This is a genomic window from Caulobacter mirabilis (assembly GCF_002749615.1).
Lineage (GTDB): Bacteria > Pseudomonadota > Alphaproteobacteria > Caulobacterales > Caulobacteraceae > Caulobacter > Caulobacter mirabilis.
Window position 1 is genome coordinate 3,125,049 of the sequence record NZ_CP024201.1, and the last position, 21,531, is coordinate 3,146,579.

The 21,531-nt window shown below is 70.2% G+C and carries 19 protein-coding genes; 12 read left to right on the forward strand and 7 right to left on the reverse strand.

Annotation, left to right across the window (positions count from 1 at the left end; translation table 11 throughout):
- Positions 1–5 precede the first annotated feature (5 nt).
- From hisC to CSW64_RS14990, 3 genes are read left to right on the forward strand one after another with little or no spacing between them, the layout of a single operon-like run.
- Positions 6–1,127, forward strand: a complete 1,122-nt coding sequence (hisC, locus tag CSW64_RS14980) for a histidinol-phosphate transaminase (protein ID WP_245863722.1) — start codon at positions 6–8, stop codon at positions 1,125–1,127.
- The gene (locus CSW64_RS14985; protein ID WP_099622854.1) at positions 1,124–2,062 is read left to right on the forward strand and encodes a prephenate/arogenate dehydrogenase family protein; all 939 of its coding nucleotides are present in this window, start codon (positions 1,124–1,126) and stop codon (positions 2,060–2,062) included. The genes hisC and CSW64_RS14985 overlap by 4 nt, the downstream gene beginning before the upstream one ends.
- An 8-nt stretch (positions 2,063–2,070) precedes the next feature.
- Positions 2,071–2,646 (forward strand): histidine phosphatase family protein, encoded by a 576-nt coding sequence (locus CSW64_RS14990; protein WP_099622855.1) that lies wholly within the window; start codon positions 2,071–2,073, stop codon positions 2,644–2,646.
- A gap of 228 nt (positions 2,647–2,874) precedes the next feature.
- Here CSW64_RS14990 and CSW64_RS14995 read toward each other — a convergent pair whose 3' ends face one another.
- Entirely contained in the window at positions 2,875–3,456 is a 582-nt protein-coding gene (locus CSW64_RS14995) for an SRPBCC family protein (RefSeq protein WP_099622856.1), read from the reverse strand.
- 378 nt (positions 3,457–3,834) lie between these two features.
- Between CSW64_RS14995 and CSW64_RS15000 the strand changes: the two genes are divergently transcribed.
- Together CSW64_RS15000 and CSW64_RS15005 are read left to right on the forward strand one after the other, a co-directional pair.
- Complete coding sequence (locus tag CSW64_RS15000) at positions 3,835–5,052, forward strand: RtcB family protein (RefSeq protein ID WP_099622857.1); 1,218 nt, start codon at positions 3,835–3,837, stop codon at positions 5,050–5,052.
- A 209-nt stretch (positions 5,053–5,261) separates the two neighbouring features.
- Entirely contained in the window at positions 5,262–6,080 is an 819-nt protein-coding gene (locus tag CSW64_RS15005; RefSeq protein ID WP_099622858.1) for an acyl-CoA thioesterase, read from the forward strand.
- 5 nt (positions 6,081–6,085) lie between these two features.
- Here the strand turns inward: CSW64_RS15005 and CSW64_RS15010 are convergent, their stop codons facing one another.
- Positions 6,086–6,346 (reverse strand): helix-turn-helix domain-containing protein, encoded by a 261-nt coding sequence (locus CSW64_RS15010; protein WP_099622859.1) that lies wholly within the window; start codon positions 6,344–6,346, stop codon positions 6,086–6,088.
- A gap of 137 nt (positions 6,347–6,483) precedes the next feature.
- Here CSW64_RS15010 and CSW64_RS15015 point away from each other — a divergent pair, with 137 nt between their 5' ends.
- The 4 genes from CSW64_RS15015 to CSW64_RS15030 all read left to right on the forward strand — a co-directional run bounded on the left by CSW64_RS15015 (position 6,484) and on the right by CSW64_RS15030 (position 12,745).
- Positions 6,484–7,665: an alpha/beta fold hydrolase gene (locus tag CSW64_RS15015; protein WP_099622860.1), complete on the forward strand. Its 1,182-nt coding sequence runs from the start codon at positions 6,484–6,486 to the stop codon at positions 7,663–7,665.
- 33 nt (positions 7,666–7,698) lie between these two features.
- Positions 7,699–8,283, forward strand: a complete 585-nt coding sequence (locus tag CSW64_RS15020) for an RNA polymerase sigma factor (RefSeq protein ID WP_099622861.1) — start codon at positions 7,699–7,701, stop codon at positions 8,281–8,283.
- Complete coding sequence (locus tag CSW64_RS15025; protein ID WP_099622862.1) at positions 8,283–9,269, forward strand: FecR family protein; 987 nt, start codon at positions 8,283–8,285, stop codon at positions 9,267–9,269. Before CSW64_RS15020 ends, CSW64_RS15025 begins: the two co-directional genes overlap by 1 nt.
- A gap of 260 nt (positions 9,270–9,529) precedes the next feature.
- The gene (locus tag CSW64_RS15030; RefSeq protein WP_099622863.1) at positions 9,530–12,745 is read left to right on the forward strand and encodes a TonB-dependent receptor; all 3,216 of its coding nucleotides are present in this window, start codon (positions 9,530–9,532) and stop codon (positions 12,743–12,745) included.
- An 81-nt stretch (positions 12,746–12,826) separates the two neighbouring features.
- Here the strand turns inward: CSW64_RS15030 and CSW64_RS22075 are convergent, their stop codons facing one another.
- The 3 genes from CSW64_RS22075 to CSW64_RS15040 form a co-directional block, all read right to left on the reverse strand.
- The gene (locus CSW64_RS22075; protein WP_172448586.1) at positions 12,827–13,378 is read right to left on the reverse strand and encodes a TetR/AcrR family transcriptional regulator; all 552 of its coding nucleotides are present in this window, start codon (positions 13,376–13,378) and stop codon (positions 12,827–12,829) included.
- A complete protein-coding gene (locus CSW64_RS22080; protein WP_172448587.1) occupies positions 13,375–13,743 on the reverse strand; it encodes a hypothetical protein in 369 nt (122 codons plus the stop codon). The genes CSW64_RS22075 and CSW64_RS22080 overlap by 4 nt, the downstream gene beginning before the upstream one ends.
- An 85-nt stretch (positions 13,744–13,828) precedes the next feature.
- Entirely contained in the window at positions 13,829–16,618 is a 2,790-nt protein-coding gene (locus tag CSW64_RS15040) for an ATP-dependent DNA helicase (RefSeq protein ID WP_425430380.1), read from the reverse strand.
- Between the two features lie 113 nt (positions 16,619–16,731).
- Here CSW64_RS15040 and CSW64_RS15045 point away from each other — a divergent pair, with 113 nt between their 5' ends.
- From CSW64_RS15045 to pdeM, 3 genes are read left to right on the forward strand one after another with little or no spacing between them, the layout of a single operon-like run.
- Positions 16,732–17,406, forward strand: a complete 675-nt coding sequence (locus tag CSW64_RS15045) for a DUF1345 domain-containing protein (RefSeq protein ID WP_099622866.1) — start codon at positions 16,732–16,734, stop codon at positions 17,404–17,406.
- Positions 17,407–17,452: 46 nt separating this feature from the next.
- Complete coding sequence (locus CSW64_RS15050) at positions 17,453–19,900, forward strand: ligase-associated DNA damage response DEXH box helicase (protein ID WP_099622867.1); 2,448 nt, start codon at positions 17,453–17,455, stop codon at positions 19,898–19,900.
- Positions 19,897–20,628, forward strand: coding sequence for a ligase-associated DNA damage response endonuclease PdeM (gene pdeM / locus CSW64_RS15055; RefSeq protein WP_245863723.1), 732 nt, complete (start codon positions 19,897–19,899; stop codon positions 20,626–20,628). Before CSW64_RS15050 ends, pdeM begins: the two co-directional genes overlap by 4 nt.
- A gap of 47 nt (positions 20,629–20,675) precedes the next feature.
- On the opposite strand, the gene CSW64_RS15060 is transcribed toward pdeM, so the two are convergent.
- Positions 20,676–21,059, reverse strand: a complete 384-nt coding sequence (locus tag CSW64_RS15060) for a CPCC family cysteine-rich protein (RefSeq protein WP_099622869.1) — start codon at positions 21,057–21,059, stop codon at positions 20,676–20,678.
- Positions 21,060–21,069: 10 nt separating this feature from the next.
- A complete protein-coding gene (locus CSW64_RS15065; RefSeq protein WP_099622870.1) occupies positions 21,070–21,531 on the reverse strand; it encodes a DUF3429 domain-containing protein in 462 nt (153 codons plus the stop codon).

Below are 21,531 nucleotides of genomic sequence, written 5' to 3' on the forward strand. Positions count from 1 at the left end.
CTCCCATGACCGTCATGCCCGTTGATCGCTTCGCCGCCGAACGCCCCGTCCCCAAGCCCGGCATCCTCGAGATCGAGCCCTACAAGCCCGGCAAGGCCAAGGCCGACGGAATCGAGAACCCGATCAAGCTGTCCGCGAACGAAAACATCCTGGGCGCCTCGCCCAAGGCCGTCGAGGCCTTCGCCGAGGGCGCGGCCAAGATGGCCCTCTATCCGGATCCCCGCGCCTCGATCCTGCGCGGCGCCATCGCCGAGAAGTACGGCCTGGAGCCGGACCGCCTGCTGTTCGGCTGCGGCTCGGACGAGGTGTTCCAGCTGCTGAACCAGACCTTCCTGGAGCCGGGCGACAACATCGTCCAGCCCGCGCATGGCTTCGCGGCCTGGGCCATCGGCGCCCGCGCCTGCGGCGGCGAGGTGCGCAACGCGCCGGAGAAGGACCTGCACGTCGATGTCGACGCCATCCTGGAGCTGGTCGACGAGCGCACCCGGCTGGTGTTCGTCGCCAACCCGGCCAACCCGACCGGCACCTGGATCCCGTTCAGCGAGATCCGCCGCCTGCACGAGGCCTTGCCGCCGTCGGTGGTGCTGGTGCTGGACGGCGCCTACGCTGAATTCCAGAGCGACCGCGACCACGCCGACGACTTCGAACTGGCCCGCCACGAGCACAACGTCGTGGTCACCCGCACCTTCTCCAAGATCCACGGCCTGGCGTCGCTGCGCGTGGGCTGGGCCTACCTGCCGGCCGAGATGACCGCCGCGGTCGACCGCATCCGCCTGCCCTTCAACGTCAACATCCCGGCCCAGCTGGCCGCCGTGGCTGCCCTGGGCGACGACGACTTCCAGCGCCGCTCGGTCGAACTGGTCGAGATCTGGCGTCCCTGGCTGACCCAGCAGCTCAGCGGCCTCGGTCTGGACGTCGTCCCCTCGGCGGCCAACTTCGTGCTGGTGAAGTTCCCCTCCACGCCCGGCAAGACCGCCGTCGAGGCCGAGGCCTTCCTGACCTCGCGGGGCTATCTGGTCCGCGGGGTGGCCAACTACGGCCTTCCCGACCACGTCCGGATCACCATCGGCCTGGAGGAGCACAACCGCGCCGTCGTCGACCTGCTGGCCGAGTTCATGGGCCGATGACCACGGGCAGGATCTACGAACGGATGGCCGTGGTCGGGTTCGGCCTGATCGGCTCGTCCGTGGCCCGTATCGCGCGAGAAAGGGGCGTGGTCGGCGAGATCATCGCCGTCGACGCCTCCGAGAAGCATCGCGAGCGGATCGAGGCTCTCGGCCTGGCCGACCGCGTCACCGGCGACATCGCCGAGGGCGTGGCCGGGGCCGATCTGGTGGTCTTCGCCGTGCCGGTGTTGGCCATGGGCGAGGCCATGGCCGCCGCCGCCGCCGCCCTGGCTCCCGGCGCGACGATCACCGATGTCGGCTCGGTGAAGGGCAGCGTCGCCGAGGCCCTGGCCGCCAGCGCGCCGGACAACGTCTTCGTCATCCCCGGCCATCCGATCGCCGGCACCGAGAACTCGGGCCCGGACGCCGGCTTCGCCGAGCTGTTCGACGGCCGCTGGGTGATCCTGACCCCGGACGACGGCCGCGAGGACCCCGCCTACGCCGAGGCGGTGGCCAAACTGGCTTCGTTCTGGCGCGGCTGCGGGGCCCAGGTCGAGGTCATGGACGTCAAGCACCACGACCTGGTGCTGGCCATCACCAGCCACCTGCCCCACCTGATCGCCTACAACATCGTCGGCACGGCCTCGGACCTGGAGGGCGTCACCGAGGGCGAGGTGATGAAGTACAGCGCCGGCGGCTTCCGCGACTTCACCCGCATCGCCGCCAGCGACCCGACCATGTGGCGCGACATCTTCGTGGCCAACAAGGAGGCGGTGCTGGAGGTGCTGGGCCGCTTCACCGAGGACCTGCAGGCGCTCAGCCGCCAGATCCGCTGGGGCGAGGCCGACAAGCTGCACGACCTGTTCACCCGCACCCGCGCGATCCGCCGCGGCGTCATCGCCCTGGGCCAGGAAAGCGCCGAACCGAACTTCGGCCGCGACCGCGGGAAGCACTGAGGGGCTCCATGGCGGACATGGTCCTGTTCGTCACCCACCCGGAGGTCGTCATCGACCCCGCAACGCCGGTGCCGGACTGGGGCCTGTCCGACGTCGGCCGGCGACGCATGGCGATCTTCGCCGCCTCGCCGGAAGCGGCGGGATTGACCGCGATCTGGTCCAGCGAGGAGACCAAGGCCCGCGAGGCCGGCGCGATCCTTGCGGACGGCCGCAGCCTGACGGTCCGGACCCACGTCGGCCTGGGCGAGAACGACCGCAGCGCCACCGGCTTCCTGCCGCCGTCGGAGTTCGAGGCCGTGGCCGACGCCTTCTTCGCCCGCCCCGAGGAGAGCGTTCGCGGCTGGGAGCGGGCCATCGACGCCCAGGCGCGCGTCGCCGCCGCCTTCGCCGAGGTGCTGGCCGCCTCGCCGCCCGGCCCGATCGCCGTCGTCGCCCACGGCGGGGTGGGGACCCTTTTGCTGTGCCATCTCGCCGGCCGGCCGATCGACCGCGCCGAGGACCAGCCCTTCCAGGGGTGCTTCTGGCGATGCGAGCGGGACAGCCTGCGCCCGCTCCACGGCTGGCGGCCCATCGCGCCGCGTTAGAGGCCACGCGGAAGTCTCCTGCGTGGTTCGAGACGCTCGCTTGAAGCCCGGCGTCTCGAAGGACGCAACGCCCCGACCGTCGTCATCCTCGCGCTCGTCGCGAGGACCCATGCGTGGTGAGGCGGACATCCTTCCGCGCACGCCCGCCGCCTGTGTTCATGGCTCCTCGGAACAGGTCCGAGGGTGACGAGGGAGGAAGCGCTTAACCCGATCAGCGCCCTAAGCCGATCAATCCTCGCCGGTCGCCACGGCCTTGAGGTTGGTCAGCACCTTGGGCGTGTCCTTGCGCAGGCCGGCGCGGACGACGATGGGCGGGGCCAGGATGCGGGCCGCCAGCCGGTTCTGATAGGTCACCCGGGTCCAGCGACCCTCGTTGAGGGCGGCGAACCCCCACTCCCCCTCCATCGCCTTCAGATCACCGTCGACCCGACGGAAGCGGATCCTGCGATAAGGGTCATAGTCCGAGCGGAAGACGTTGCGCAGCGTCGGCAGCAGCAGGTTGCCCGAAGTGACATGCTCACGGATGTCCCAGCCCTGCCCCTGCTGCAGCACCCGGCAACGGGTGACGTTGGCGACCAGCCTGGACGCATAGCGACAATCGGTCATCCGGTCCCAGATGCGCTCCGCCGGCGCGGGAATGTCGATCGCCCCGTGGATGCGGATCGATTCGCCGTCCGGATCGAGGGTTACCGAAATCCAGGGCAGCCCGGCCTTCAGCGGCTTGGCCGCCTCGGCCGGCAGCGACGCGCCGGCGCCGGCCGGGATCCCGGCCGAAAGAACGATAATGGCCGCGACGGCGCATGCCCGCATCGGACACTCCTGCTACTCGACCGTGCCTATCCTTCGTCGGCGACAATCTTGCAACAACCATACCGCCGTCATCGAACCGGGGTTGCGCCGGATCGAAGACCCGTGATATCGGCCCGCCCCTCGACAAGGAGACCATCCGTGTTCGCCCAACGGCCAACCGAACGCCTGTGCAAGCTCGCAACCGTCAAGATGAACGGCGGCGATCGCGCGCGCGCGACGGAGGGGTAGCGGGTCACGGGTCCTCGGACATCGAGATCAGTACGAACGAACCCCTCCTGGCCCGGCCGGAGGGGTTCTTCGTTTCAGGACGACGACTTTCCGACCGTGACGCCAGGAGGGGCGGCAGAGAGAAAACGAGAAAGTCGAAAGGAGAACCCCATGAGCGGGTTCGAAGTCATCGAAAGCCCCGGCGCGCCGATCAAGGCCTGGACCCGAGGCGTCCCGATCGAAGACGCGGCGATGAAGCAGCTGCGCAACGTCGCCGGCCTGCCCTTCATCCACCAGCACGTGGCGGTGATGCCCGACGTGCACTGGGGCATGGGCGCGACCGTCGGCTCGGTGATCCCCACCGTCGGCGCCATCATTCCGGCGGCCGTCGGCGTGGACATCGGCTGCGGCATGATGGCGGTGCGCACCTCGATCCGGGCCGAGCACCTGCCGGACTCGCTGGCCGGGATCCGGACCGCGATCGAGGCCGCCGTGCCGCACGGCCGGACCGACAACGGCGGACGCAACGACAAGGGCGCCTGGCAGTCGGAGCCGCCGGCCGTCGCCGCTGCGAAGTGGGCCGAGCTGGAGGCCGGCTACAAGGCCGTCGTCGACAAGCACCCCAAGGCGGCGCATCCGCGCGGCTTCGGCCACCTGGGCACGCTGGGCACCGGCAACCACTTCGTCGAGCTGTGCCTCGACGAGGCCGGGGACGTCTGGGTGATGCTGCACTCCGGTTCGCGGGGCGTGGGCAACAAGTTCGGGACCTACTTCATCGAACGGGCCAAGCACGACATGCGGCGGTGGTTCATCAACCTGCCGGACCAGGATCTGGCCTACTTCCCGGAAGGCAGCGACGGCTTCGTCGACTACATCCGGGCGGTGAGCTGGGCCCAGAAGTACGCGCGGGCCAACCGTGAGGTGATGATGGACCAGGTTCTGGACGCCCTGCGCATCTGGTTCCCGGACCTCGTCGCGACGCAGGAAGCGGTGAACTGCCACCACAACTACGTCACGCGCGAGCGTCACTTCGGCAAGGACGTGTACCTGACCCGGAAGGGCGCGGTGCGGGCCGGCGACGGCGAGCTGGGGATCATCCCAGGCTCGATGGGCGCCCGGTCGTTCATCGTCCGCGGCAAGGGAAACGCCGACAGCTTCTGCAGCTGCTCGCACGGCGCGGGCCGGACCATGAGCCGGGCCGAGGCCAAGCGGCGGTTCACGCTGGACGACCACATCGCGGCCACGGCCGGGGTGGAGTGCCGAAAGGACGCGGGCGTCATCGACGAGACGCCGATGGCCTACAAGGACATCGACGCCGTCATGGCCGCCCAGTCCAACCTGGTGGAGGTGGTCCACACGCTGAAGCAGATCGTCTGCGTGAAGGGGTAAGGTCCCGGTCGCCGCAAGGCGAGTGGTCGGTCCGACGGACCGACCACAGGGACCGAACGCCGACGCTTAGGCGACGGCCGGGGAGACAGCGGCCTCCTGAATCAGGAGCATCCTTTTTAGAAACTTTCCCTTGCCTCCCACTACGTCCCGGGTAGTGGGATAGGCGTCGTCGGCGGGCTGTGATCCTCCGAACCCTTCCGGGAGAGTCCATGACCGCCGCACTGCATCCGCTCGACGAAGCCACCGCCCTGACGCCCATCGGCGAGCGCCGTGCGCTGGGCCGGACCAACCCGCTCTACCGGAACATGGCCGGTCCGTTCGGCGGGGTGACGGCGGCGGTTCTACTGCGCGCGGTGATGGACGACCCCGGCCGGATCGGTGACCCGATCGCCTTGACCGTCAACTTCTGCGCGGCCGTCGCCGATGGGGAGTTCGAGGTGGCCTGGACCGAGACCCGCGCCGGCAAGACCGTCCAGCACTGGAACGTCGAGCTGCGCCAGGAAGGCCGGATCGTGACTACCGGCTCGGTGGTCTGCGCCGTCCGTCGCGAGACCTGGACCCACCGCCCCGGCGTGGCGCCCGCCGTTCCGCCGCCGGAAGAGGTCCCGCCGGCCGACACCGCCGGCCGCCTGCCCTGGCTGGAGCGTTTCGACTTCCGTTACGTCGAGGGTCCGCCGCGGTTCGAGGAGCCCGCGCCGGAGACGCCGCGCAGCCCGCGCTCGGTGATCTGGCTGCAGGACCAGCCGGCGCGGCCGCTGGACTTCGTCGCCCTGGCGGCCATCGCCGACGCCTTCATCGTCCGCATCATCCAGGTGCGCGGCCGGCCGGGCCCGATGGGCACGGTGACTCTGACCACCTACTTCCATGCCGGCCAGGCGGCGCTGGAGGAGATCGGCGCCGCCCCGGTGCTGGGCGTGGCCGACAGCAAGATCTTCCACGACAACTTCCAGGACCAGGACATCAGCCTGTGGACCCCGGACGGCCGCCTGCTGGCCACGGGCGTCCAGATGGCCTGGTTCCGGGAGTAGGCGCCTCAGCGCGTCGCCGAGCTCAGCGCCCGCGGGTCGTGGACGATGTTGCGGATGTGGGCGCGCAGGCTGGGATCCGGACGCACCCGGCCGGCCTCGACGTCGCGCAGGGCGTCCGGATCAATGGCGAACACCTGGGCGAAGGCGGTCTGGCTGAGTCCGGTCAGCCAACGGATGCGCTGCACCTCCGCCCGGGCGCAGATCGCCTCGGACGGCGCGGCGGCGTCGTCGGTCGGAAGGTCGGGGCGCGGCGAGGGCAGGATCATGAGGCTTACTCCGTGACTGACTTCGGCCCCCGTCTTCACATCTCCGACGATAGCGCCGCGACGTTGCAGGATTAAGACGAAGACAGGTCCGTTCGGAGGCGGTTGTCAGGACGCCCGCGCCGCCCCAGCTTCCGAAAATGATCAGCAAACGGCGATTCCTGACCGCGTCCCTAGCCGCCGCTCCGGCGGCGCTGGGACTGGCTTCCACCTCGGCCGCGGCGGAGCCGCCGCCCACGCCCCAAGCGTCCCAGACGCCCCCGCCGCCCTCCCCGCGCGACCTGGCCCGCGGCGTCATCCGCGACGCTCGCAAGATCGTCCGCAAGGACGGGATCGAAGAGCTGCGGCCGATCGTGCTGGGCGGCGTCACCCAATGGATCTCGGTCCGCGGGCGTGACCGGCGCAACCCGATCCTGCTGTTCATCCACGGCGGTCCCGGCTCCACCGAGATGCCCGGCAGCTGGCTCTACCAGAGCGCCTGGGAGGACTATTTCACCGTCGTCCAGTGGGACCAGCGCGCCGCCGGCAAGTCGGCCGCCAGCAACGACCAGGCCGCCGTCGTGCCGACCGTGACGGTCGAGCGGATGACCGCCGACGGCGAGGAACTGGTCGCCCACCTGCGCCGGCACTACGGCAAGCGGAAGATCTTCGTGCTCGGCCACTCCTGGGGCACGGTGATCGGCATGAACCTGGCCGTTCGCCGGCCGGAGTGGCTGCACGCCTACATCGGCTCGGGCCAGATGATCCACATGCAGGCGGCCGAGCGGATCGGCTACGACTTCGCCCTGCGCGAGGCCAAAGCCGATGGGCACGAGACGGCCGTCCGCGAACTGGAGGCCATCGCCCCCTACCCCAAGCCGGACGGCTCGCTGACCTTCAACGACATCGTCACCCAGCGGAACTGGGTCATCCATTACGGCGGCCTGACCGCCGGGCGCAGCGATTTCGCCTACGAGATCAACGCCCGCCGGATCTCGCCGGACTACACCGACGCCGACCTCAAGGCCGGCGCCGACAACGGCGTGAACCTGGTCCGGCTGCTGCCCGAACTGGAGAAGCTCGACTACCGCCCGGTGACCAAGCTCGACTGCCCGGTGTTCATGTTCCTGGGCCGCCGCGACTACCAGACCCCCTCGCAGATTCCCGCCGAGTGGCTGGAGCGGGTGAAGGCCCCAGCGAAGAAAGCCGTCTGGTTCGAGCACTCCGCCCACATGAGCCACATCGAACAGCCCGGCCGGTTCCTGTTGAAGCTGGTCCAGGACGTGCGCCCGATCGCCGTGAAGGCCGGCGACGCCGCGCCGGACGACGCGCCGGGGCTCTGACGAACGCGCGCGCCTCATTGACATCGGCGTCAGTTGCGTCCGTCCTTAGGGCGAGACGCAGCCGCCCCGGGGGGAGCCGCCATTCGCAACCTGCGCGCCATCGAGACCTCGGCGGACGAGCATCAGGCGCTCGCCAAGCTCTACGGCGATCATCGCCGCGAGCTGAGCGCCTATGTCCGGCGGATGGTCGGCGCGGGCCCGCCGGAGCCCGAGGACGTGGTCCAGATCACCTTCGCCCGCTTCGCGGCGATGTCGGCGGAGACGCCGATCGCCAACCCCCGCGCCTTCCTGTTCCGGATGGCGCATAATGTCATCGTCGACGCCCATCGCCGCCTGGCGCGGGAGCGTCGGCGGATGGCCGACGAGGCGGTGAGGGTCCAAGGCAGTGTCGATGTCAGCCCTGAAGACGTCTTACTTCCGAAGGAAGACATCGCCCGGCTCGAGGCGGCCATCGCCCGACTCAAGCCCAAACAGAGAACCGCGCTCCTGATGCACCGCGTCGACGAGCTTTCGTTCGCCGAGATCGGCCGTCGGCTGGGCCTGTCCCCGTCCGGCGCGCGGAAGCTCGTCGAACAGGCCTTCGCCGCCTGCGCCGACGCCATGACGAGGGGGCGGTGATGGCCGCTCCCTTCTCCCCGACCGACGACGCGCGCATCGAGGCCGAGGCCCGCGCCTGGATCCTGCGCCGCCAGGACCCCGACTTCCCGGCCGCCAGCGCCGCCTGGCGCGCCGCCGATCCGCGCCACGACGAGGCCTATCGCGAGGCCGAGCTGGTCTGGAGCGCCCTGGGCCGCACCGCCCAGGCCCGCGAGGGCGCCTGGCGCACGTCCGAGGCCGCCCGTCGCCCCGCCCTGCCGCGGTTCGCCGTCCCGACGGCCATCGCCGCCGGCCTGGTCGCGGCCGTGGCGGTCGGCGCCAACCTCGACCGCCTGACGCCGGGCGGCGACCATTTCGAGACCCGGACGGCGCAGCTCCAGACGGTCGACCTGAAGGACGGCAGCCGGATCTTCGTCGGCGCCAAGTCCTCCGTCGACGTCAAGCTTGAACCCCGCGCCCGCAAGGTGGTGCTGAACGACGGCGAGGCCTTCTTCGAGGTCGCCCACGACCCCGCGCGGCCGTTCACCGTGGTCACCGACGACGCCGTGGTCCGGGTCCTGGGCACCAGGTTCGACGTCCGCCGCACGCCCGACGGCACCCAGGTCTCGGTCCTGGACGGCCGGGTGGAGGTGCGCCGCAAGACCCTGCTGCCCACGATGCTGACGCCGGCGAAGGCGCCCGAGCGGGTGCTGACCGGCGGCGAACGGGTCCGGGTGGAGCGCGGCGAGACGCCGGGCGCCGCCCTGCCCGCCTCCGTCGAGGCCGGCTCCTGGCGGCGCGGCCGGCTGCTCTACGACAACGCGCCGCTGCGCGACATCGTCGCCGACGCCAACCGCTACAGCGACCGCCCGATCCGCCTGGCCGACGACCGGGTCGGCGACCTGCGGGTGACGCTGTCGTTCCGTTCCGACGCCGTCGGCGACCTGATCGCCAATCTCGACCAGGCCCTGCCGGTCCGAGCCGACCGGCAGGCCGACGGAACCGTGGTGCTGACCTCCGAACGCTAGCCGCGATGCGACGACCTCAGCCCCCTTCCCCGTTCGCCCCGACGAAGGTCGGGGTCCAGGTCGTAGGGCCGAGGCTTGGCGGAAACGCCCTCGATCCCGAGGCCGGATCTGAGTCCCGGCCTTCGCCGGGATGGACGGCTTGAGCGTCCGTGAAAAAATTTGGTGTCGATCCGCATACCCCCGTCGTCTCACCTTGTGAGGGCCGCTGAACAGGCCCACGCGACGCGGGTCAGCCGCGCGTGATCACTCGGGGAGGCACCATGAAGACCACCGACCACTCGCGTCGGCGAGCGACGCTGCTCGCCCGCGCCGCGGCGCCGGCCATCGCCCTGGCCCTGTTCGCGGCCGGCGGAGTCCAGGCCCAGGAGGCGGCCCGGACGTTCCAGATCCCGGCCCAGCCGCTGTCGGAAGCGCTGCTGCAGTTCTCGAAACAGGCCGACGTCGACGTCATCGCCCCCGGCGGCCTGACGCAGGGCAAGACCGCGCGGCCGGTGAGCGGCGCCATGACCCCGACCGAGGCCCTGGACCGGATGCTGGAGGGCGCCGGGCTGAAGGCGGTGCGCAGCCCCAGCGGCGGCCTGATGCTGGTCGAGGCCGCCGGCCCCCAGTCCGCAAGCGCCGACCCCGGCGCGACACCAACGGCGGTCGTTGAGGAGCTGATCGTCACGGCGCAGAAGAAGGAGGAGTCGATCCAGGACGTGCCGATCGCCGTCTCGGCCTTCTCCGGGGAGTCGCTGGACGAACGGAAGATCGAAGGCGGCTCGGAACTGCTGCGGGCGGTGCCGAACGTCACCTTCTCCAAGGCCAACTTCAGCATGTACAACTTCTCGATCCGCGGGATCGGGACCAAGGCCATCTCCGCCTCGACCGACCCGGCGGTGGCGGTCAGCTTCAACAACACCCCGCTGATCCGGAACCGGCTGTTCGAGTCCGAGTTCTTCGACGTCCAGCGGGTGGAGGTCCTGCGCGGCCCGCAGGGCACGTTGTACGGCCGCAACGCCACCGGCGGCGTCGTGAACATGCTGCCGACCATGCCGACCAGCGTCTTCGAGGGCGAGTTCCGCGGCGAGATCGGCAACTTCGACACCCGCCGCATGGGCGGCTTCGTCAACGTGCCCGTCGGCGACACCTTAGCGGTGCGGGTGGCGGGCGCCATGACCCAGCGGGACGGCTTCGACTACAACACCGTCACCCAGAAGAACGTCAACGGCCGCGACCTGTGGTCGGTCCGGGCCATCGCCGAGTGGGAGCCGACCGACAGTTTCAAGGCCAACTTCATCTGGCAGCATTTCGAGGAAGACGACGACCGCTCGCGCACCGGCAAACAGCTCTGCACGCGCGATCCGAGCCGGGAGACCTACAACGGCGTCGCCCTGCCGACGCTGCTGCAAGGTCGCTTCAGCCAGGGGTGCAAGCCGGGCTCGCTCTACAGCGACGACGCCTACGGCGCGCCCAACGCCAGCGGCCTGTCCTACATCATCGCCGGCGGCATGGCGGTGACCATGGGCGTGCGTCCCGGGACCTTCGAACAGCAGTACGGTTTCAAGCTCGGCGATCCGTTCGCGAACGTCCGGCAGTCGCGTAATCTGCGCGAGATCGCCACCAACTACGATCCGGTATTCCGGGCCAAGAACGACCTCTATCAGCTCAATCTGGAATGGGAGATCACGGACGGCCTGACGCTGATCTCGCAGACGGCCTACGCCAAGGACGACTACTACTCGTCCCAGGACTTCTTCCGGTTCGTCTCTGCGCCGATCTTCAACGACTCGAACGGGCTGGTCTCAGCCTTCACTGGCCAGCCGATGGGTCAGCAGCATGGCTCGCCGGGCGGCGTCTTCGTCGACCCGCAGCTGGGCGCGTCGAGAGGTCTCCTGTCCGCGGACTTGAACCGATCGAGGAACGAGCAATGGTCGCAGGAATTCCGCCTGCAATCCTCCTTCGACGGCCCGTTCAACTTCAGCGTCGGCGCCAACTACCTGCACTTCGAGTCGCAAGACGACTACTTCGTCTTCAACAACGCCTTCAGCTTCATCGCCTACAATCTGTACAACAGGCCTGAAACGGATCATCAGCCCTGCCCGCCGGGAACGACCAGCCGGGACTGCGTCTATGTCGACCCAAATCCGATCGGATCCCTCGACGAGCTGGGCCACAACTACTTCCTCAGCCGGAACATCGTCGAGACGAAGTCCTGGGCCCTGTTCGGCGAGGCCTACTGGAACGTCTCCGACACGGTGAAGATCACGGCCGGCCTGCGGTTCACCCGGGACGTCAAGACCGCGACGCCGATCCCCAGCCAACTGCTCCTCGGCGGCGCGCCGGATATCGGCACCAGCGGCGGTTTCGTCAACGCAGGCTATCCCGCCGACCCGCCCATCAAGCAGCGCTGGTCGGAACCGACCGGTCGTCTGGTCGTCGATTGGAAGCCCGACCTGTCGTTCACCGACGACACCCTTGTCTACGCCTCGCTCTCGCGCGGCTACAAGGGCGGCGGCTCCAATCCGCCGCGTCCTGGCCTGAACCCGCGCGTGGTGCAGTTCCAGCCGCTGCCCGCGACCTTTGATCCCGAGTACGTCAATGCGATCGAGATCGGGACCAAGAACATCCTCGACGGCGGCAAGCTGACGCTGAACGCCACCGCCTTCTACTACGACTACAAGGACTATCAGGTCTCGCAGATCGTCGACCGCATCTCGCTGAACGAGAACTTCGACGCCCGGACCTGGGGCCTGGAGTTCGAGGCGGCCTGGCGGCCCACGCCGGCGCTGCGCATCGACGGCAGCCTTGGTTACCTGAACACACGGATCGGCAAGGGCGCCAAGTCCATCGACGTCATGAACCGCACCCAGGGCAACCCCGACTGGGTCCTGCTGCGGCCCTGGATCCAGGTGCCCTCCAACTGCATCGCGCCGAAGAAGCACGTGGACGCCATCATGAGCTCGCCGTTCCTGGACGGGTTGGGCATCAACGCCCTGGCGGCGCTCTGTGGCGGCTCGAAGGACACGGGGACCTTCAACCCCTCCGTCGACGGTTTCCCGATGAACCTGTTCTTCGGTTTCACCTACGACCCGCTGACCGAGGCTCCGAACGGCGGTCGCGGCTTCGCGCAGGACCTGGAAGGTAACGAACTGCCCAACGCGCCGGAGCTGACCTTCAACCTCGGCGCCCAGTACACCTTCTTCCTGGACGACTGGAACCTGACCCTGCGCGGCGACTACTACCGCCAGTCCGAGAGCTTCGCCCGGGTCTACAACACCGAGTACGACCGGCTGAAGGCCTGGGACAACGTCAACCTCGCCCTGACCCTGCGCAAGCCGGACGCCGACCTGATGTTCCAGGTCTATGTGAAGAACGCCTTCGACAAGACCCCGATCACCGACGCCTTCACCAACAGCGACGACGCCGGCCTGACCACCAACGTCTTCACCCTGGATCCGCGGATCATCGGCGTGAACGTCACGAAGGGCTTCTAGACCACCTCCTAGTCCCGACGGGGTCCCTCAACCCCAACGTCCCTCGCGGCGACGGAGTCCCTCCCGTCGCCGCTTTTTTTGTCAGGCCCGGCCGGTCAGCTTCAGGAACAGGGCGTAGCTGGCCGCCGCGCCGGCCTCGCCGGCGCCGGTGTCGATCTGCTGGAAGCCAACGAAGGCCGCGTACTCCAGCCGCGCCAGCGCCTGGGCGTCGGCCGCGTCGAACCGGCCGGACACCTGGTGCAGCTCGGCCAGATAGGCGATCCGCTCCCGGTCGACCTCTGCGCAGACCCGCCTCACCGTCTCGTCCACGGCCGCCAGCCGGCGCATGCCCTGCTCCACCCGTTCGTCCAGGCGCAGGGCCAACTGATCCAGCGCCGACAGCTGGGCGTCGGCCCGATCCTCCGCCCGCGCCGCCTCGACCAGTCGCCGCGTATGACGCTCGCGCCAGTGCTCGGCCAGGGCCGCCAGATAGGCCTCGCTGCCCGCGAAATGGGCGTAGAAGGAGCCCTTGGTCTTCCCCGCCCGCTGGCAAAGCGCCTCGATGGTGAGCGCCGGCGGGCCGGCCTCGGCCAGCGCCGCCAGGCCGAGGCCGAGCCAGTCGGCGGTCGTGAAGCGGCGAACGGTCCCGGTCACATCCACAGACCCAGGCCGCCGCAGACGGCGATCGGCAGGAACAGCGCCCACTGCGGGAAATGCCCCGGCTTGAGCCGGAACCGGGCGATCATGATCAGGCTCCAGGCCGCGAACAACGCCGCGCACAGCACAGCGAACAGGCCCAGGTCCCGGCTGCCCTCGCCGGTCGCGACCAAGCCGAAGGCCAGGGCCAGTCCGGCCAGGACGATCGTGACCAGGTGCCAGCAATAGTAGTTGGTGTACTTGGCCACCTTCCCCAGATCGCTGGCCAGCAGAGGCCGGGCGGTCTCGCGCCCGCCCAGCGTCGCGTGGATCACACAGGTCAGCGCCGCGATCGCCGTCGCCGCCAGAAACCAACCGTTCATAACCGCCTCTCCGCCTAAACAATACCATACCTTATGGTATTGTTTAGGGATCGGCAATCGTCACCCCGCACCGGTCGACGAAGGCCTAGCTCGTCCCCAGGAACTCCGCGGTCGCCTCGATCGCCTCGACCAAGCCGACGCGCTGCAGCTCCACGCCCGGCGGCAGGCCGCTGAACAGACGGGTCGGGGCGGCGGCGTCGAGCATCACGAAGACGCCCTTGTCGTCGGCCCGGCGGATGAGGCGGCCGAAGGCCTGGGCCAGTCGGGCGCGGGCGATGGAGTCGTCGTAACTCTTGCCGCCGAACCGCTGACGGCGGGCCTTGTGCAGGATGTCAGGGCGCGGCCAGGGCATGCGGTCGAAGACCAGGAGCCGCAGCGACCGTCCCGGCACGTCCACCCCGTCCCGCACCGCGTCGGTGCCGAGCAGGCAGGCGTCCTCCTCGGCCCGGAAGATGTCGACCAGCGCGCCGACCTCGAGCGGGTCGACATGCTGGGCGTAGAGGGCCAGCCCCTTGTCGGCCAGAGGTCCGGCGATCCGCTCGTGCACCGCGCGCAGGCGGCGGATGGCGGTGAACAGGCCCAGCCCGCCGCCCCCCGCCGCCAGGAACAGCTCGCGCATGGCGGCGGCGACCTGGCGCGGGTCGTCCTTGCCGACGTCGGTGACCACGAAGGCGCGGCTGTTGGCGGCATAGTCGAACGGCGAGCTCAGGCGCAGCGTCTGGGGCCGGTCCGGCAGGCGGGCTGCGCCGGTGCGCATCTCCGCCAGAGCGAAAGGGTCCTCCAGCGTGCTGTCCGCCAGGGTGGCGCTGGTCACCAGAACCCCGTGCGCCGGCGCGATCACGGCGGCGGTCAGCGGCTCGGTCGGGTCGACCCAGTGCCGACGGCAGGCGGCGTCCACGACCCGGCCGTAGAGGAAGGTGGCGTCGAACCAGTCGACGAAGTCCGGATCGTCCTCGGCGTCTTCCTCGATCGCCTTCAGCATCGACCGCCAACTCGGCAGGGTCATGCGAGCGCGCCGGTCGAGGCCGCGCAGCGCGCCTTCGATCCTGGCGCGGTCGGCCGGCTGGAGTTCGTCGGTCTCGTCGTCGAGGATGTCCTCGAGATGGCGCGCCAGGGTCAGCAGCGGCGCCTCGATGCGGGCCAACGCCGCGGCGGCCAGAGCCGCGGTGTCGCGGACCAGGTCCGTGGCCGGCCGGGCGGCGGCCTCCATGCCCTGGTCGCCGGGCGTCGCGCGGGCCCGCAACTGCTCCAGCACCGCGACCAGGAAGGCCTCGATCGGGCCGATCGGATTGACCTGCCCGTCCGGCGGCGCGATGCGGCCCGACCAGCCCTCGCCCGGCAGGGCGGCGGCGGCGTGGATGGCGTCCTGCAGCGCATGGCGCGCGTCCTCGCGGTCGCCGACGATCTCGAGCAGGCGCTGCTCCAGCCCGCGGCCGCGCCGGCCCCGACCCTCCGGTCCGCGAATCCAGCGGCGCAGCTCCGCCGCCTCGGCGCCGGACAGGGCGGCCGAGAAGGCGCTGTCGGCGGCGTCGAACAGGTGGTGCCCCTCGTCGAAGACGATCCGGCGCAGGGTGGTGGTCTCGTTGTCGCCCTTCAGCCCCCGGGCCGTGCGGGCTCCGTCGAAGGCCGCCTGGGTCATGACCAGGGCGTGGTTGGCGATGACGATGTCGGCCCGCTTGGACCCGCGCACCGCCTTCTCGATGAAGCAGGCGCGGTAGTGGACGCAGCCAGCGTGCACGCATTCGCCGCGCCGGTCGACCAGGTTGGCGGCGCTGGCCTGAGCGGCCGGCGGGATGGCGAACAAGGTCGGCAGCCAGGCCGGGAAGTCGCCGCCGGTCATGTCGCCGTCGCGCGTGGCCCGGGCCCAGCGGGCCGCCAGGCCCATGCCGATCAGGTCGCCGTTGCCCAGTTGCGCCGCATTGGCCTGCTCCTGATAGTTCAACAGGCACAGATAGTTCTCGCGGCCCTTTCGCACGACGGCCTTGCGCGCGCGGACCGCCGGATCGGGATAGAGGGCGGCGCTCTCGCGCTCGATCTGGCGCTGCAGGGCGCGGGTGTAGGTCGAGACCCAGACCGACGGACCGTTGGCCTCCGCCCACAGCGAGGCCGGCGCGAGATAGCCCATGGTCTTGCCGATGCCGGTGCCCGCCTCGGCCAGCATCATCCGCGGCTCGCCCTCTCGGTCGCGCGGCTGGAAAGCCCAGGCGGCCTCGGCGGCGAACACTTTCTGCGAGGGTCGGGCCTCGTCCAGCCCCGCCTTCTGGAGCAGCTCGACCAGTCGCTGCTCGGCGGCCTCCGACGCGATCGGCCTGCTGCCCGCATCCCCCGGCGGGGCCTGATCTTCCCACTCGGCGATACGGCTCCAGATCTCAAGGCCCGACCCCCGCGGCGTGTGGCGCAGCGGCCCGCCGGACCGCAGGGCGCCGATGACATGCGCGCCCCAGGCCCAGCCGCCGCGCTCCAGCGTCTCGGCCAGGACCAGCGCCTCTTCCCGAGAGGGCCAGGGGTCGGCGGCCAGCTCGGCCAGCAACTGAGCGCAGGCGGCGCGCAGGGCCTGGGCTTGGGCGACCGCGCCCCTCGGCTCCGGCAGCGACAGCGCCATGGCCAGTCCGGCCGCCGACGGGGCGGCGAACCGCGCCGGCCGTGCGAAGGCCCACAGCTCCAGGGCGTCGAACACCCTCCGCGACCGGCCCGGCGCGTTCAGCCCCAGTCGCCGGGCGGTCATCGCCGCGTGGGCGACCAGCACCGGGGCCTCCTCGAGGATCTCCCGCGCATAGGGCGGTCGCAGTTCGCGCGCGCCGGCCGCGTCGGCCACGGCCGATCGGCCTCCGGGCAGAACGACCAGGGCGGACGGCAACTCAAGCGTGGCGGACACTTCGTTCACGGCCGAGTCCTAGCGCGCTTCGCCGCGAAACGGAACGAGAACAACACCGGTTTCCGGCGCCGCACCCGATTGACGCCGCCCCCTCCCGGTGGCGTCCTTCCTCCATGACGAGCCCTTCCCGAAAGCCGGTCGTTCCCTCCCATGTCGGGCTGCGCCTGGCCTGGGCCGTGGCGGCGGGCGTCCTGGTCGGGATCGTGGCGCTGGCCGTCCCGGCCCTGCGGACGCACGCCTGGCTGGTCGGCTGGGACGCCGGCGCCCTGGCCTATCTGGTCGGCATGTGGAGCCTGTTCCTGCGCGCCGACGAGGATCACATCCGCGCCCGCGCCGCGCAGCAGGACATCCGGTCCGCCGTTGTGATGATCGTGGTGATCGCCGCCCTCGCCTTCAGCCTGGGCGGCGTCTTCACCGCCCTGTACGCCGCGCGGGGACACGACGGCGGCGGCCGAAGCCTGACCAGCGCCTTCGTGGTCGCCACCCTGGTGCTGGGCTGGCTGGTGCTGCAGACGGTGTTCGTCGCCCACTACGCCCATCGCCACTTCGTCGAGATCAAGGCCAACCCCGACCACGGCATCGGCTTCCCGGGCCAGGCCCCGCACAGCTACCTCGACTTCGCCTATCTGGCCTTCTCGGTCGGCGCGACCTTCCAGGTGTCGGACAACACCATCGGCAGCACCCGGCTGCGCAACCTGGTCACCGCACACGCCGCGGCGGCCTATGTCTACAACACCGCCATCCTGGCCGTGGGCATCAGCCTGGTGGTCGGGATGCTGGCCGGCTGATCACCACCCCCTCGAAACAGAACGGGAACATGCTATAGCGGTTGGCATGGACGGCGCCGCCCTCCCCTCCCTGTTGCCGAAGCGGTTCGCCGACTGGTTCGCCGCGCGCGGCTGGGCGGCGCGGACGCACCAGCTGGAGATGGTGGCCAAGGCGCGCGAAGGGCGGCATGCGCTGCTGATCGCCCCAACCGGCGGCGGCAAGACCTTGGCCGGCTTCCTGCCCAGCCTGGTTGAACTCAGCGAGCGGCCGCCGGCCAACGGCCCGCGCGGCATCCACACCCTCTACATCTCGCCCTTGAAGGCCCTGGCCGTCGACGTCGAGCGCAACCTGCTGACGCCGGTCGTGGAGATGGGCCTGGACATCGTCGTCGAAAGCCGCACCGGCGACACCGGCGCCGCCCGCAAGCAGCGCCAGAAGGTCCGGCCGCCGGACATGCTGCTGACCACGCCCGAACAGTTGGCCCTGCTCTGCGCCTGGGAGGGCGCGCGGGGCCTGTTCGAGGACCTGCGCTGCGTGATCCTCGACGAGGTCCACACCCTGTGGCCGACCAAGCGCGGCGACCTGCTGGCCCTGGACCTGGCGAGGCTGCAGCGGTTCGCGCCGAACCTGCGACGGATCGGGCTGTCGGCGACGGTGGACGACCCGAACCTGATCCGCGAATGGATGAGTCCGGGGGCGGAGGTCGACCTTGTCCGCGGCCCGCCCGGTCCCGCGCCGGTGGTGAACACCCTGGTCTCGGAGGGCCGCGTGCCCTGGGCGGGACATACCGCCGAGCACGCGATGGAAGAGGTCTACGAGATCATCAAGCGTCAGCGGACGACGCTGATCTTCGTCAACACCCGCTTCCAGGCGGAGTTCGCGTTCCAGAGACTCTGGGAGCTGAACGAGGACGGCCTGCCCATCGCCCTGCACCACGGCAGTCTGGCGGCCGAGCAGCGGCGCAAGGTCGAGGCGGCCATGGCCCGCGGCCAGCTCAAGGCGGTGGTCTGCACCTCGACCCTGGACCTGGGCATCGACTGGGGCGACGTCGACCTGGTCATCCAGCTGGCCGCGCCGAAGGGGGCCGCGCGGATGGTCCAGCGCATCGGCCGGGCCAACCATCGGCTGGACGAGCCGTCGCAGGCGCTGTTCGTGCCGGCCAACCGCTTCGAGATGCTCGAGTGCCAGGCCGCCATCGAGGCCATCGCCGAGAACAGCCTGGACACGGAACAGCGCCGCGCCGGCGCGTTGGACGTCCTGGCTCAGCACGTCATGGGCTGCGCCTGCAGCGAACCGTTCGACCTGGTCGCCCTCTATGACGAGATCCGCAGCGCCGGCCCCTACCGCGACCTGGCCTGGGAGGACTACGAGGCCGTCGTCGACTTCGTCTCGACCGGCGGCTATGCGCTGAAGACCTACGACCGCTTCCGGCGGATCGTGCAGGGGCCGGATGGCCTCTGGCGCGCCCGCAACGCCGACACCGTGCGGCGGCACCGGATGAACGTCGGGGCCATCGTCTCGCCCGCCACCCTCAACGTCCGCATCGCCAGCCGCCGTGGCCAGGCCGGGCGCAAGATCGGCGAGGTCGAGGAGGGCTACCTGGAGATGCTCGACCCAGGCGACACCTTCATCTTCGCCGGCCAGGTCTGGCGGCTGGTTGCGGTGACCGGGGTCGACGTCCTGGTCCAGGCGGCGCCGAACGCCAACGCCAAGATGCCCAGCTGGGGCGGCAGCAAGTTCGCCATCTCGACCTTCCTGGCCGGCAAGGTGCGGCGGATGATGTCGGACGAGAGCGCCTGGACCGTGCTGCCCGCCGACGTCCGCGAATGGCTGGAGGCGCAGCGCGACCGCTCGGTGATCCCCGCCCCCGACGAGATGCTGCTGGAGACCTTCCCGCACGGGAAGCGGCACTTCATGGTGGTCTATCCGTTCGACGGCCGGCACGCCCACACCACCCTGGCCATGCTGCTGACCCGGCGGCTGGACCGACTGGACATCGGCCCGCTCGGCTTCGTCTGCAACGACTACGCGATGGCCATCTGGGCGCTGAAGCCGATGGACGGCCTCGACCTGGACGCGCTGTTCGCCGAGGACATGCTGGGCGACGACCTGGAGGCCTGGATGGACGAGAGCTTCATGATGAAGCGGTCGTTCAAGGCCTGCGCCCTGATCAGCGGCCTGATCGAGCGGCGGATGCCGGGCGCGGAGAAGTCGGGGCGGCAGGTGACCTTCTCGACCGACCTGATCTACGACGTGCTGCGCCGCCACCAGCCGGACCACCTGATGCTGCGCTGCGCCCGCGAGGACGCGGCCACCAACCTGATCGACGTGGCCCGGGTCGGCCGGCTGCTGAGCCGGATCAAGGGGAAGATTCGGCATGCGACGCTGCCGCATCTATCGCCCTTCGCCGTGCCCATGTTCATGGAGATCGGCCGCGAGCGCGCCCCGGGCGGCGCCGCGGACATGATGCTGGCCGAAGCGGCCGAGGATTTGATCGCGGAGGCGATGTCTTGAGTGCCGTAGCCGTGCATGCCGAGCGGCGGGCCTTCGCCGCCTCTCCCTGCGGCGGCGTGACCCTGGCCGTGAACGGAACGGAGGTCGTCCTGCGCGCGTCCGGAGCCCTGCACGTCCGGGCCTCGAACGCCCTGCTGGTCGCCGACCTGCATTTCGAGAAGGGTTCGGCCTATGCGACGCGCGGCCAGCTGCTGCCGCCCTACGACACCCGCGAAACCCTCGCGCGCCTCGAACGCGAAACGGCGGCGGTGAAGCCCGACCTTCTGGTGTTCCTGGGCGACAGCTTCCACGACGGCGCGGCCGAGGATCGGCTGGCGGCGGACGACGCGAGGCGGCTGGCGGCGCTGGCGAGCGGCCGGACACTGCTCTGGATCGTCGGCAACCACGACGCCGACGGCCCCCGCGCCCTGCCCGGCGAGATCGCCGCCGAGATGACGCTGGAGACCCTGATCCTGCGCCACGAGCCCCAGCCCGGCGCCCAGCCCGGCGAATGCGCCGGCCACCTTCACCCGGCGGCCAAGGTCGCCGGCCGCGGCGGCGCGGTGCGGCGACGCTGTTTCGTCACCGACGGCTCGCGCGTCGTGCTGCCGGCCTTCGGCGCCTACGCGGGCGGGCTCAATGTGAAGGACGAGGCGTTCCGCCCTCTGTTCGCGACCCGCCCGACGGCGGCGGCCCTGGGAAGCGGACGGGTGCACGCGATCGGCTGGCGGTCGCTGGTGAGGGATTGAGAAGGGGTTTCTGGAGACCAGGCCCTACGTCGTCACCCGCGTGTCCGCTAGCGAAGCCAGTAGTGGAATTCCTCGAGTCGCAGACACTCCGCCAAGTTGTCGTTCTCGGCATGGAGAACATCTTCCAGCCGCTCCCATCGGTCCCGGGTCGGGTCCACCCGCCGCCACCGCTCGTCTCGCGAAAATCTGGCCAGCTCCGCCTTGTCGAGCGTCTGCATGTAGAGAAGACAGGCCGGATCGTGCACGCCGATGGCCTCGAAATTCGCCTGAGCCTCGATCAAGGAAACGGCGTTCGCTCCGCCGTCGAGATAGGGGTATCGCAACTGAACTCCGTCGTCCTCCCAGCCGCACACGGCGCAGACCGCATAGCTGCCGGGGAAGTCGTCGAACGTCAGATAGCCGCAGCAGGGGCAGGTGTAGTCGAGCGCCACGCCCTTGCCCCTACATCCGCAGCGCCTGCTCCAGCGCGAAAGCCAGGGCGATGATGGCGCCGGTGGTGATCCAGGTGCGGAAACGGGGACGCCAGGACGGGCCGTCGTCGCTGCGCTGGTCCCACAGCCAGACCAGCAGGAAGGCGACCATGAAGCCAGTCACCTGCTGCACCGGATCGAGCAGACCGCGATAGGCCCCGAACAGCAGCCCGAAGCCGGCGATCGGCGACAGGATGGCGGGGATGACCGTCCACCAGCGCGGCTGGACGTGGGAGTCGATCTCCACCCCGGCCCGCACGCCGCCGAGATAGCTGAGCATGGCCGCCGACCAGCCCATCAGCGCCAGCAGAGCCTCGTCGCGATGCGGCTGGGGGCCGAAACAGTACAGTCCGGCCGCCGCATAGAACGGGACGAGGCTGACCGCCCCGATCGTCCAGGCCGAGGCCGGCGCCCGTGCTGCTCCTGACCTCAT

Coding starts and splice junctions, on each gene's coding strand:
- hisC (WP_245863722.1), top strand. CDS start 6: ATGACCGTCATGCCCGTTGATCGCTTCGCCGCCGAACGCCCCGTCCCC.
- CSW64_RS14985 (WP_099622854.1), top strand. CDS start 1,124: ATGACCACGGGCAGGATCTACGAACGGATGGCCGTGGTCGGGTTCGGC.
- CSW64_RS14990 (WP_099622855.1), top strand. CDS start 2,071: ATGGCGGACATGGTCCTGTTCGTCACCCACCCGGAGGTCGTCATCGAC.
- CSW64_RS14995 (WP_099622856.1), bottom strand. CDS start 3,456: ATGCGGGCATGCGCCGTCGCGGCCATTATCGTTCTTTCGGCCGGGATC.
- CSW64_RS15000 (WP_099622857.1), top strand. CDS start 3,835: ATGAGCGGGTTCGAAGTCATCGAAAGCCCCGGCGCGCCGATCAAGGCC.
- CSW64_RS15005 (WP_099622858.1), top strand. CDS start 5,262: ATGACCGCCGCACTGCATCCGCTCGACGAAGCCACCGCCCTGACGCCC.
- CSW64_RS15010 (WP_099622859.1), bottom strand. CDS start 6,346: ATGATCCTGCCCTCGCCGCGCCCCGACCTTCCGACCGACGACGCCGCC.
- CSW64_RS15015 (WP_099622860.1), top strand. CDS start 6,484: ATGATCAGCAAACGGCGATTCCTGACCGCGTCCCTAGCCGCCGCTCCG.
- CSW64_RS15025 (WP_099622862.1), top strand. CDS start 8,283: ATGGCCGCTCCCTTCTCCCCGACCGACGACGCGCGCATCGAGGCCGAG.
- CSW64_RS15030 (WP_099622863.1), top strand. CDS start 9,530: ATGAAGACCACCGACCACTCGCGTCGGCGAGCGACGCTGCTCGCCCGC.
- CSW64_RS22080 (WP_172448587.1), bottom strand. CDS start 13,743: ATGAACGGTTGGTTTCTGGCGGCGACGGCGATCGCGGCGCTGACCTGT.
- CSW64_RS15045 (WP_099622866.1), top strand. CDS start 16,732: ATGACGAGCCCTTCCCGAAAGCCGGTCGTTCCCTCCCATGTCGGGCTG.
- CSW64_RS15050 (WP_099622867.1), top strand. CDS start 17,453: ATGGACGGCGCCGCCCTCCCCTCCCTGTTGCCGAAGCGGTTCGCCGAC.
- CSW64_RS15065 (WP_099622870.1), bottom strand. CDS start 21,531: ATGAGGTCAGGAGCAGCACGGGCGCCGGCCTCGGCCTGGACGATCGGG.